Below are 12,723 nucleotides of genomic sequence, written 5' to 3'. Positions count from 1 at the left end.
CCCCCCACCCGCGCCCCGGCTCGCGCCGCGAGGACGACGGCGAGCGCGCCCGACGACGCCACGACCCCCGAGAACTGATGGACCAGGAGGATCGCCGCCCACAGCGCCCCGCACCCGAGCCAGACCCCCCACCCGGCCGGCCGCCCGCCGCCCCCGCGCGCCGCGCGCGCCAGCCACGCCCAGAGGTGGAAGGCGAGACCGAGGGCGAGAACACTCGGGTACGCCACCGTCAGCGCGAGCGAGTGGAGCCCGAGGAAGCCGCTCCAGGCGAGCGGGGCCGTGCCCCACAGCAGCCACAGGCACAGCAGCGCGAGCGGCGGCGCCGCCGGACGTGCGGTCAGGGTGCGGACGTACCGCCACACGCCCGTCACGAGCACTCCGAGCGCGATCAGCGCCCCGATCCGCAGCACGACGAAGACGGAGAACCCGGTCGCCCTGGCCACGCAGCCGAGCAGCACCGTCCACGGCGAGTAGTACGGGCTCGGAGTGTCCGCGTCGACGAGCGGGTTGCCGGGGTCGGTAAGGCTGTGCCGCAGGCGTTCGACGGTGGCCGCGTGGATGCCGAGGTCACCGATCCAGGGCAGCCGGACGATCACCAGGAGCAGCAGAAGGAGCAGGAGGAGCAGAAGGAGCAGGAGCAGGCCGAGCGCGGCGGTCGCGGCGGGGACGACGACCGCTCGCGGCGGCACGGCACGCGTCATCGTCCCGGGACGCTCCCTCACACGGGCACTTTATCGCCTATATCCACACAAACCAGACATGCGCCGCCGCCCGGACATGAAGGCGCCCCGGGCCACGACGGCCCGGGGCGCCCCGCCGACCACGCCACGCCTGGCGTCAGACGGTCATGAGTGCGAACGCAGCAGCGTCCGCATCGTCCGCATCGCCACCGACAGGTTGGACAGGTCGAAGGAGTCCGAACTGCGGATCTCCTCCAGCGTGGCGCGGGCCCGGCCGAGGATCGCCGCGTTCTTCCGCTCCCACGCCTCGAACCGCTGCTCGGGCGTCGACGTGCCGTCGCCCGCCGCCAGCACATCGGCGGTGAGCGCCGCGTGCGCCGCGTAGAGGTCCTCGCGGATCGCCGCGCGGGCCATGGACTGCCAGCGGTCGGCGCGGGGCAGATCGCTGATCCGGTCCATCAGCTGGGTGACGTTCAGCCGGTCGGCGAGGTCGTAGTACACCTCGGCGACGTCCAGCGGCTCCCTGCCCATGCGGTCGGCCACCGACACGATGTCCAGCGTCGGGAAGGCCGAGGAGAACCCCGCCACCCGGGTGGCCGGCTCGTCCGGGACGCCGGCGGCGGTCAGCTCGTCGTAGATGTGCTGGTACCACTCCGCGTCCGCGCCACGCAGCAGCTTCGGCATCTGAGACCAGACCTGCTCGACGCGCTCGGCGAAGAAGTCGACCGTCTCGGCGAGCTCCAGCGGCTGCGGCCGGTTGTTGAGCAGCCAGCGCGTGCCGCGCTCGACCAGGCGGCGCGAGTGCAGCCGGATACGGGTCTGCACGGCGGCCTCGACCTTGGTGTCCAGCGCCTCCACCGCGTCCCACACCGGGGCGGCGCGGAAGATCGCCCGGGCCGCGGTCTGCGCCCGCACGATCTCCTCCAGCGACGCGCCGGTCTCCTCGCGCATCCGGTGCAGATACGTCGTACCGCCCGTGTTGACCGTGTCGTTGACCAGGACGGTCGTCGTGATCTCACGGCGCAGCGGGTGGTTCTCGACCCGGTCGAGGAACTGCTCGCGCAGCGCCGTCGGGAAGTAGGCGTGCAGCAGGCCCTTCAGATACGGGTCGTCGGGCAGCGAGGTGTGCAGCAGCTCCTCGGCGACCGTGATCTTCGTGTAGGCCAGCAGCACGGCCGTCTCCGGGCCGGTCAGCCCGTGTCCGGCGCCGAGGCGTTCGCGGATCTGGCGGTCGGTGGGCAGGAACTCCAGGGCCCGGTTGAGGTGGCCCTCCCTGACCAGGTGGCGCATGAAGCGCTGCTGGGCGTGGAGCATGTCCTTGGACTGGGCCAGCGCGTTGGCGATCGCCGTGTTCTGCGCGTAGTTGTTGCGCAGGACCAGCGCTCCGACCTCGTCGGTCATCTCGGCGAGCAGCTTGTTGCGCTGCTTGACGGTCAGGTCGCCGTCCCGGACCAGACCGTTGAGCAGGATCTTGATGTTCACCTCGTGGTCGGAGGTGTCCACACCCGCGCTGTTGTCGATGGCGTCGGTGTTGATCCTGCCGCCGTTGCGGGCGAACTCGATGCGGCCGAGCTGGGTCAGGCCCAGGTTGCCGCCCTCGCCGACGACCTGGACCCGCAGGTCCTTGCCGTCGACGCGGATGGCGTCGTTGGCCTTGTCGCCCACGTCGCCGTTGGACTCGGTGGACGCCTTCACGTACGTGCCGATGCCGCCGTTCCACAGCAGGTCCACCGGCGCCGAGAGGATCGCCTTCATCAGGTCGGCCGGGGTCATCTTGGTGACGCCAGCCTCGATGCCGAGGGCCTCGCGGATGTGCGCGTTGACCGGGATCGACTTGGCGGTGCGCGGGAACACACCGCCGCCCGCCGAGAGCAGCTCGGTGTTGTAGTCGGCCCATGACGAGCGCGGCAGCTCGAACAGCCGGCGGCGCTCGGCGTACGAGGTGGCCGCGTCCGGGGCCGGGTCGACGAAGATGTGCCGGTGGTCGAAGGCCGCGACCAGGCGGATGTGCTCGCTGAGCAGCATGCCGTTGCCGAACACGTCACCGGACATGTCACCGATGCCGACGGCGGTGAAGTCCTGGGTCTGGGTGTCCACGCCCAGCTCCCGGAAGTGCCGCTTGACGGACTCCCAGGCGCCGCGGGCGGTGATGCCCATGCCCTTGTGGTCGTAGCCCGCCGAGCCGCCGGAGGCGAAGGCGTCACCGAGCCAGAAGTTGTAGGACTCGGCGACCTCGTTGGCGATGTCCGAGAACTTCGCGGTGCCCTTGTCGGCGGCGACGACGAGGTAGGTGTCGTCCTCGTCGTGCCGGACGACGTCCACCGGGGGCACGACCTCGCCGGCCACCATGTTGTCGGTGATGTCGAGCAGCGCCGAGATGAACGTCCGGTAGCTGGCGACGCCCTCGGCCATCCAGGCGTCGCGGTCGACGTTCGGGTCGGGCAGCTGCTTGGCGACGAAGCCGCCCTTGGCGCCGACCGGCACGATGACGGTGTTCTTCACCATCTGTGCCTTGACCAGGCCCAGGATCTCGGTACGGAAGTCCTCCCGGCGGTCCGACCAGCGCAGACCACCGCGCGCGACCTTGCCGAAGCGCAGGTGCACGCCCTCCACGCGCGGCGAGTAGACCCAGATCTCGAACGCCGGACGCGGCGCGGGCAGGTCGGGGATGGCCTGCGGGTCGAACTTCATGGAGACGTAGTCGTGCGGCCCGCCGCTGCTCGCCTTCTGGAAGAAGTTCGTCCGCAGCGTCGCCTTGATCACGGTGAGGAAGGACCGCAGGATCCGGTCCTCGTCGAGGCTCGCGACCTGGTCGAGGGCGGCGTCCACCTCTTCGAGCAGGGCGTCGACGATCTCGTGCCCGGCACGCTGCCGCGCGGGGGCCATGCGCGCCTCGAAAAGGGAGACGAGCAGGCGCGTGGTGTGGACGTTGTTGCGGAGGGTGTCCTCCATGTAGTCCTGGCTGAACGTCGAGCCCGCCTGACGCAGGTACTTCGCGTACGCCCGCAGCACCATCGCCTGCCGCCAGGTCAGCCCGGCGCTCAGCACGAGGGCGTTGAAGCCGTCGTTCTCCGCCTTGCCGTTCCAGGTGGCGGCGAAGGCCTCCTGGAAGCGCTCGCGGGCGTCGTCGCCGAGGTAGTCGGCGCCACCGGCCACCGACGCCGGCATGCGCAGGCCGAAGTCGTAGATCCAGGCCGTCGTGCGGTCCGCGCAGCGCAGCTCGTAGGGCCGCTCGTCGGTGACCTCGACGCCGAGCCGGCTGAGCACCGGCAGCACGGCCGACAGGGAGACCGAGCCGCCCTTCTGGTAGATCTTGAACCGGCGCTCCCCGGGCGCGGCACCCACCGGCTCGTAGAGGCTCAGCTCGAAGGTCTTGTCCTCCGCGAGCCGTTCCAGGTGGCCGAGGTCGGCCACCGCGGAGCGCGGGCCGTGGTCGGCCTTGTAGCCCTCCGGGAAGGCGCTCGCGTACCGCCGCAGCAGCTCGGCGGACCGCTCCTCGCCGAACTCCGCGTTCAGCGCCTCGGCGAACCCGTCGGCCCAGGAACGGGCCGCCTCGACGAGCCGGGCCTCGATGCGCTCCTTGTCGGCGTCGGACAGCTGCGGCAGCTCGGTGCCCTGCGGGACCCGGACCACGAAGTGCAGCCGGGACAGGATCGACTCGGTGTTCCAGGCCGTGAAGTCGACGCTGGTGCCGCCGAGCTCCTCCTTCAGGATGTCGATGATCCGCAGCCGGACACCGGTGGTGTAGCGGTCGCGGGGGAGGTAGACGAGGGCCGAGTAGTAACGGCCGTACTCGTCCTGGCGCAGGTAGAGGCGCAGGCGGCGCCGTTCCTGGAGGTAGAGCACGGAGGTGACGATGGACTGCAGCTCGTCTGCCGGGGTCTGGAACAGCTCGTCGCGCGGGTACGTCTCCAGGATCTGCAGCAGGTCCCGCCCGTCGTGGCTGTTGGGCGAGAAGCCGGCCCGCTCCAGCACCTCCTCCACCTTGCGCCGGATCACCGGCACCCGGCGGACGGACTCGGTGTAGGCGGCCGAGGAGAACAGACCGAGGAAGCGCCGCTCGCCGACGACGTTGCCCTGCGCGTCGAACTTCTTGACGCCGATGTAGTCGAGGTACGAGGGCCGGTGCACGGTGGCCCGGCTGTTGGCCTTGGTCAGCACCAGCAGCCGGTGCTCGCGGGCCTTGGCGCGGGCGTCGGCGGGCAGCCGCTCGAAGGACGGGCTGACGGGGTGGCTCTCGTCGGACGCGTGGTGCGGGTCGGAGCGCAGGATGCCGAGGCCGGTGCCGGCCACGGCGCCGAGGGAGTCGTCGCCGCGCAGCTGGTACTCGCGGTAGCCGAGGAAGGTGAAGTGGTCGTCGGCCAGCCAGCGCAGCAGCTCGCGGGCCTCCTCCAGCTCCCGCGGGGGCAGGTCGTCGGGGGCAGGCTCCTGCGGCAGCTCCTCCGCGATGCGGATGGCCGCGTCCCGCATCTTGCCCCAGTCCTCGACGGTCTCGCGGACGTCGTTCAGGACGCGCAGCAGGTCGGCGGTGATCTGCTTGAGGTCGCCGCGGTCGGTCTCCCGGTCGATCTCGACGTGGATCCAGGACTCGACGTGCGCGTCGTGCGGCAGGTCGTCGGAGGGCCCGCCGGCGAGCACCTCGATGAGCTTGCCGGTGACGTCGCGCCGCACCACGATCAGCGGATGGACGACGACGTGGATGCCGCGGCCCTGCCGGGTCAGTTCGTTGGTCACTGAGTCGACGAGGAAGGGCATGTCGTCCGTGACCACCTCGACGACGGAGTGGCTGCACGTCCAGCCGTTCTCCTCGACCGTCGGGGTGTGCACCCGCACGTTCGCCGTGCCCTGGGGGCGGTTCTCGGCCAGCCGGTAGTGCGAGACGGCGGCCCCGAAGACGTCGACCGGGTCGCGGTCGGCCAGGTCCTCCGGGGCGGTGTGGCGGTAGTAACGCCGGAGGAACGCGAACACGGATGCCTGGTCGGGGGCGCCCGGGGTGCCCGGGGTCTCCGGAGTTCCCTCGCCCGTCGTCCCAGTCGGTAGGTGCCCCCCGACCGGGCTGTTCTCAGCTACCCGCGCAGCCCTTTCGAGCAGCTCGGCCTTGGCTTCGTCCAGCTTGGTCTGCATTGTCCTCTGGCTCCTGTCGCGCGCCGTTGCGTGACGTAGAAGGAAGTACGGTCTCCTGCCTTCCGACGTGACGCCGAGACGCGGGGTGTCCGGTCTGTTCCGACGCTATGCCGCAAGGTGAGAGGAGCGGGGGCATATCGGCCAATGTCGCCACGCCCGCCAGATGTGACGTCGCTCTCGCCGTCACCGTCCGGGGAGTGCGCGGCGCCGTCCCGGGGGCCTCCGGCGCCCCGTCCCGCCCGCGAAGACCAGCGATCGCCGCCCGGACACGGATGTCGTCCGTGTGTACCGGGCGCAGAGCAGGGGCACCGATGCCCCCGCGAGCTATCGCGCTGATCACGCCACAAGGCTATCGCCCCTCGCGGGGACTCCGTCACGAGCCGCATCTGTACAAAACCGGGGCCGGAACTTGGACACTCCGCACAGAATCGTACCGACACCACCCAGGCCGCGGACCGTCGCGTCCCGGCCGCCACGGGCACCGGCACCGGCGCCGGGCGCCACCGCCGACCGCCGGGTGGCTCACGCCGCCAACCGCTCCGCCTCCGCGACGGCCTCCCCCAGCGTGTCCACCACCGGCACCCCGGCCCCCTCCAGACTGGACCGGCTGTGCGAGCCCCCGGTGTAGAGCACCGCCCGCGCCCCCACGTGCCGCGCGGCCAGCGCGTCGTCGGCGGCGTCCCCGATCACCACCGTACGAGCCGGCTGCACGCCGGCCAGCGCCAGCTCCCCGAGGTGTCGCACCATGTGCTCGGCCTTGCTGCCCCCGGACGGCCCGGTCCGCCCGTCGACGCGTATGAAGTGCGTCTCGATCCCGAAGCCCTTGACCAGCGGGACGAGCTCGTCGTGGTGGTACATGCTGAGGATCGACTGGCTGCGCCCCGCCGACCGCCAGCCCGCGAGCAGCTCCGTCGCACCCTCGGTGAGCGCGCACCGCCCCCGGTGCTCGGCGTAGTGGCGGTGGAAGGCCGCGTCCATGAGCTCCCACTCGGCGCCGGTGGGCATGCGCCCGATCAGCCGCTCGTAGAACTTCGGCACCGGCACGCAGTACAGCGACCGGTACTGCTCCAGCGTGATCGGCGCCAGCCCGAGCTCGGCGAACGCCGCGTTCGTCGCCTCGATGATCGCGTCGTTGTCATGGAACAGCGTCCCGTTCCAGTCCCAGACGATGTGTGCCCCTGCGTGCATCCCCATGCCGAAAACGTACCCGCCGCCACTGACAGTCACGACGCGGGCCGCGACGGCGGGGTGTCAGTCACCGGTCCCCATCAGATTCGGGATCTCCTGCGTGGCGTACCAGAGCAGCTCGTGGTCCTCCGCCCCGTCCACGACGAAGCGGGCGTCGTCGTCCCCGCCGTCCGCCGCGGCGAGCGCCTCGGCCGCGGCGGCCACGTCCTTCTCGGCGTCCGCGGAGTCGACGTGCACCGAGGCCGCCTTGGCCAGCGGCAGGGGCCCGGACACGCGCACCTCGCCCAGCGCCGCCGGATCGAGCCCCTGGCCCGGGTCGGCCGAGGCCGCGCCGTCGGGCACGTCGGCGGCGACCACGACCCGGCGCCGCGGGACACCGGCGTCGGCCGCCAGCAGCCGCAGCGAGGCCAGCGCGGCCCGGTTGAGGGCGGCGTACTCCAGTTCCTCGATGTCGTCCGAGACGTACCACTCGCGCAACGCCGGCGTCACGGCGTAGGCGACGAGCGGTCCGGTCCCCAGCGAGCCCGCCCGGTGGGCCTCGGCGAGGCCGGAAAGGGTCAGGGGGACGTAGACGCGCATGAGACCGCCGCTTTCGTGGTCGGGGGGCTCTCGCGGAGGACCCGGGAGAGCCTGAGGGGCCTTCAGGATACGTGCGGTGTCCCCTTTCGGGTCCCCACCCATGACGCCGGACACGTCCATCCACGGCCTCCGGATTCACCCGGTCCGCCCGCTCCGCCCCGGGCCTTCCGACCGCCTCGGCCACTCGGATAGGTGAACCTCCAGGGGGTCGCGACCCGGCCCCCCTCCGCCTTGCCCTCCCGGCCCGTCACCCCGTACAAGATCCCCGACCATGAAGTTACTGCCCGGTATTGCTCCGGGCCGCCGAACGGGGAACCCTCCATGCGCAAGGTCATGACCAGGACCCAGCTCCGCCCGATCCCCCGCACACCAGCCGCCGCCCTCGCACCCGTCCCCAAAGACACCACCGAGGTCCGCCGGGAGGGCCGCACGGACGGGTCCACGCAGGGGCGTGCGGAGGGGCTCAGGGAGGGGCCCGTGGCGGGGCTGTCACCGCTCGCCGCCGCACCGCCCCGCAGGCCCGGCGGGAGCATCGTGCGGGCCGCGGCGCCCGGTGGCCGTCCGCCGGGCTCGCCGGGCCGGTCCTCGCGAGGCCGTACGAGGCCGGCGGACACCCGGCCGCCCTCGGCCGGCCCGGGGCGCACCACCGGCCGTGGCCGCACCGGCGTGACGGGCTCCCGTGCGGTGACCGGCGCCCCCGTCCCGGGCCCGGGGGGAGCGCAGGCCGCCCCGGCCCCCGCAACGCCTCTCGTCCCCGCCCAGGCCCCGCGCCGCCCCCTCCCGCAGCTCCAGCCCACCGACCGCTTCGCCGAGCTCCTCCTCGGCGTGCTCAGCGGGCGGCGCCCCGTCCACTCGATGCTCCGGCACACCGCCGGCCGGGCTTACGACGAACTGGCCCGGCTCGCCGAACGCGGCCCCCTGCGCACCCGCGGCACCCTCCCCGTCGTCCGCGACATCGGCTACTTCGAGCCCCGCCCGGGCGCACTGGAGGTCTTCGCCCGCATCGGCGCGGGTGACCAGCTGCGCGCCATGGCCTTCCGCCTGGAACAGGGCCAGGACCTGCGCTGGCGCTGCACGGCGGTGGAACTGGGCGGTCCCCGCAGGCCCCACCCGGCCGACGACTGACCCACCCCACGCCACACCCGGCGAGCCGGCGAACCGGGGCGACGGGAGGCGGCCGACCGGGGCGCCGTGGAGCCGCGGACAGGCCGGAGGGCCGGCCATCCTCACGGGTGACCGGCCCTCCCATCGCCACGGCGCCCACCGGCACCGCGCCGTCACTTCTTGCGGCGGCGTCCGCCCTTCGCCTGCTTGCGGCGCTCCGCACGGGTGAGCCCGTCGGACGGGGTCTGCACGGGCTCGCCGTCGGTGGTGAACTCACCCTCGATGACACCGCCCTCGCCGTCCACCGTGGGCGCGGAGAAGTGCAGTTCCCTGCGCTGCGGGGCGTCGAGCCCCTTGGCCCGGATCTCGGGACGGGCGCCCGCCTGGGCCGGCACCGCGTCCTGCGGGCCCTTCTCCAGCGACGGCGCCGCTTCCGCGACCGGGACCTCCTCGACCTGCTGCTCGACCTGGACCTCCAGGTTGAACAGGTAGCCGACGGACTCCTCCTTGATGCCCTCCATCATGGCCTGGAACATGTCGAAGCCCTCGCGCTGGTACTCGACCAGCGGGTCCTTCTGCGCCATCGCGCGCAGGCCGATGCCCTCCTGGAGATAGTCCATCTCGTACAGGTGCTCGCGCCACTTGCGGTCCAGGACCGAGAGCACGACCCGGCGCTCCAGCTCACGCATGATCTCGGAGCCGAGCTGCGCCTCACGCGCCTCGTACTGCTCCAGGATGTCGTCCTTGATGGACTCGCCGATGTACTCGGCGGTCAGCCCGGCCCGGTCACCCGCCGCCTCCTCCAGCTCCTCGACGGTGACCTTCACCGGGTAGAGCTGCTTGAAGGCGCCCCACAGACGGTCGAGGTCCCAGTCCTCAGGGAAGCCCTCGGCGGTCTCGGCCTGCACGTACGCGTCGATCGTGTCGTTCATGAAGTGCTGGATCTGCTCCCGCAGGTCCTCGCCCTCCAGAACGCGGCGGCGCTCGCCGTAGATGACCTCGCGTTGCCGGTTGAGGACCTCGTCGTACTTCAGGACGTTCTTGCGGGTCTCGAAGTTCTGGGTCTCCACCTGCGACTGGGCGGACGCGATCGCGCGCGTGACCATCTTGTTCTCGATCGGCACGTCGTCCGGAACGTTCGCCATCGACATCACGCGCTCGACCATCTGGGCCTTGAAGAGGCGCATCAGGTCGTCACCCAGGGAGAGGTAGAACCGGGACTCGCCCGGGTCACCCTGACGGCCGCTGCGGCCACGCAGCTGGTTGTCGATACGACGCGACTCGTGCCGCTCGGTACCCAGCACGTACAGGCCGCCGAGCTTCTCGACCTCTTCCTTCTCGGCCTTGACCGCCAGTTCGGCCCGCTCGAGCGCGGCCGGCAGCGCGGTGGCCCACTCCTCGATGTGCTCCTCGGGGTCGAGGCCGCGCTGGCGCAGCTCCGCCTCGGCGAGGTCCTCCGGGTTGCCGCCGAGCTTGATGTCCGTACCACGTCCGGCCATGTTGGTGGCCACCGTCACGGCGCCCTTGCGACCCGCCTGGGCGACGATCGTCGCCTCCCGGTCGTGCTGCTTGGCGTTGAGCACCTCGTGCTGGACACCGCGCTTGCTGAGCTGCTGCGAGAGGTACTCGGACTTCTCGACCGAGGTGGTGCCGACGAGGATCGGCTGGCCCTTGCGGTGCTTCTCCTCGATGTCGTCGACGACCGCCTCGAACTTCGCGACCTCGGTGCGGTAGATCAGGTCCGACTGGTCCTTGCGGATCATCGGCCGGTTGGTCGGGATGGGCACCACGCCGAGCTTGTAGATCTGGTGGAACTCGGCGGCCTCGGTCATCGCCGTACCGGTCATGCCGGACAGGCCGGGCATCTTCTTGCCGTCGTGGTCCTCGCGCTTGTAGAGGCGGAAGAAGTTCTGGAGCGTGATCGTGGCGAGCGTCTGGTTCTCGTCCTTGATGTCCACCCCTTCCTTCGCCTCGATCGCCTGGTGCATGCCCTCGTTGTAACGGCGGCCGGCGAGGATACGGCCGGTGTGCTCGTCGACGATCATGACTTCGCCGTCGAGGACGACGTAGTCCTTGTCCTTCTTGAAGAGTTCCTTGGCCTTGATGGCGTTGTTCAGGTAGCCGACCAGCGGGGTGTTCACCGACTCGTAGAGGTTGTCGATGCCGAGCCAGTCCTCGACCTTGGCGACACCCGACTCGTGAATGGCGACGGTGCGCTTCTTCTCGTCGACCTCGTAGTCGCCGGTCTCCTCGATGCCCTTGAGGGTGTTGCCGGCCTCGCCCCTCTTCAGCCGCGTGACCAGCTTGGCGAAGTCGCCGTACCACTTGGTGGCCTGGTCGGCCGGACCGGAGATGATCAGCGGCGTACGGGCCTCGTCCACCAGGATGGAGTCGACCTCGTCGACGATGGCGAAGTTGTGGCCGCGCTGGACCAGCTCGTCCTTGGACCACGCCATGTTGTCGCGCAGGTAGTCGAAGCCGAACTCGTTGTTCGTGCCGTAGGTGATGTCGCAGCTGTACATCTCGCGGCGCTGGGCCGGCGTCTGGTTGGCGAGGATGCAGCCGACGCTCAGCCCGAGGAACTTGTGGACGCGGCCCATCATCTCGGAGTCGCGCTCGGCCAGGTAGTCGTTGACCGTGACGATGTGGACGCCCTTGCCGGAGAGGGCGTTCAGATAGGCCGGCAGCGTACCGACGAGGGTCTTGCCCTCACCGGTCTTCATCTCCGCCACGTACCCCAGGTGCAGGGCGGCGCCGCCCATGATCTGCACGTCGTAGTGGCGCTGGCCGAGGACGCGCTTGGCGGCCTCGCGGACGGTGGCGAAGGCCTCGGGCAGCAGGTCGTCCAGGCTCTCACCGTCGGCGTAGCGCTGCTTGTACTCGTCGGTGAGGGCTCGCAGCTCGGCGTCGGAGAGGTCGACGAAGTCCTCTTCGATGGAGTTGACCTGGTCCGCGATGCGGTGCAGCTTGCGCAGGATCTTGCCTTCGCCTGCACGCATGATCTTCGAGAGGACGGACACGGGGGGTGGTCTCCTTGCCGGTCGGGCCTGGGACGGTCGGTTTCCTGTGACGGACTGAGCAACGGCCATCGTATGCGAGGACCCCGCCGCCCCGGGAGGCCTGCCGCACGGGGACCGTGTCGGGGACCGTGTGCTCCTTCTTCCTGCTTCCGTCCTGCTGTCACGTGGTTCAACGCCCGGGCCCCCCGGATGGTGCCGCACGCCGCCGAAGAATCGCGCGCAACGTGACCGCGCGTGCACGCACGGCCGCGCGGCAAAAGGGTGGCGCCCGCCGCGGGCCACCACGCAGAATCAGCCGATGGAACCCGTCACGCTGACCACCGACCGTCTCGTCCTGCGCACGGTCGGCCCCCAGGACACCGAGGCCGTGTACGCCGCCGCGCAGGATCCCGACATCCAGCGCTGGACGACGGTCCCCTCTCCCTACCTCCCCGAGCACGCGCGGAGCTTCACGGAGCAGATGGTCCCCGCCGGCTGGGCGAACGACTCCATGTTCACCTTCGGCCTCTTCCTGCCCGCCGGCGACCTGGCCGGCGTGGTCGGCGTCACGATGGTCTCGCCGGGCGTCGGCGAGATCGGCTTCTGGGGCACCAAGGAGCACCGCGGCCGGGGCTACACGACCGAGGCCGCCGTCGCCGTCTCCCGCTGGGCCTTCACCCACCGGGCCGTCGACCGGATGGAGTGGCGCGCCGAGGTCGGCAACACGGCCTCCCGCGCGGTGGCCCAACGCGCGGGCTTCACCATGGAGGGCACGTTGCGCGCCGCGCTCGACCACAGGGGCGTACGCCGCGACTGCTGGATCGCCTCCCTCCTCCCCTCGGACGTGTCCCTCCCCTCGACAGCCCCCTACCTGCCGGCCCGCACCTGAACCACACCGGCCACCCGCCGACGTCCAGCCGTTCCCCACCCACACCCGGCCTGCCCGCCCCGTCCCCGGCCAGTCGTACCGCGCAGCCGCGGGGGCGTCCCGGGCACCGCCCCACCCCCGACCACCGCGGCCCACCCGCCCGCACCCCCCACTGTCAGAC

Annotated in this window: 6 protein-coding genes and 1 pseudogene; 2 read left to right on the top strand and 5 right to left on the bottom strand. The window is 71.3% G+C overall.

What is annotated here, in order from left to right; all coding sequences use genetic code 11:
* From KUM32_RS29690 to KUM32_RS29675, 4 genes and pseudogenes are all read right to left on the bottom strand, one after another.
* Positions 1–701: pseudogene (locus tag KUM32_RS29690) on the bottom strand (hypothetical protein); the annotation flags it as partial.
* 144 nt (positions 702–845) lie between these two features.
* Entirely contained in the window at positions 846–5,804 is a 4,959-nt protein-coding gene (locus KUM32_RS29685) for an NAD-glutamate dehydrogenase (RefSeq protein ID WP_217145066.1), read from the bottom strand.
* Between the two features lie 522 nt (positions 5,805–6,326).
* On the bottom strand, positions 6,327–6,998 hold the full coding sequence (locus tag KUM32_RS29680; protein ID WP_217145065.1) for an HAD family hydrolase: 672 nt from the start codon (positions 6,996–6,998) through the stop codon (positions 6,327–6,329).
* A 57-nt stretch (positions 6,999–7,055) separates the two neighbouring features.
* Entirely contained in the window at positions 7,056–7,571 is a 516-nt protein-coding gene (locus KUM32_RS29675) for a hypothetical protein (protein ID WP_217145064.1), read from the bottom strand.
* A 321-nt stretch (positions 7,572–7,892) separates the two neighbouring features.
* Between KUM32_RS29675 and KUM32_RS29670 the strand changes: the two genes are divergently transcribed.
* Positions 7,893–8,696: an Rv3235 family protein gene (locus KUM32_RS29670; protein ID WP_217145063.1), complete on the top strand. Its 804-nt coding sequence runs from the start codon at positions 7,893–7,895 to the stop codon at positions 8,694–8,696.
* A gap of 152 nt (positions 8,697–8,848) precedes the next feature.
* Here KUM32_RS29670 and secA read toward each other — a convergent pair whose 3' ends face one another.
* Entirely contained in the window at positions 8,849–11,695 is a 2,847-nt protein-coding gene (gene secA / locus KUM32_RS29665; RefSeq protein WP_217145062.1) for a preprotein translocase subunit SecA, read from the bottom strand.
* A 298-nt stretch (positions 11,696–11,993) separates the two neighbouring features.
* Between secA and KUM32_RS29660 the strand changes: the two genes are divergently transcribed.
* The gene (locus KUM32_RS29660) at positions 11,994–12,563 is read left to right on the top strand and encodes a GNAT family N-acetyltransferase (RefSeq protein WP_217145061.1); all 570 of its coding nucleotides are present in this window, start codon (positions 11,994–11,996) and stop codon (positions 12,561–12,563) included.
* Positions 12,564–12,723 lie beyond the last annotated feature (160 nt).

The organism is Streptomyces sp. AC627_RSS907 (assembly GCF_019049165.1).
The sequence above is the reverse complement of the archived record's forward strand: the minus strand, read 5'-3'. Positions and strand labels throughout refer to the sequence as shown.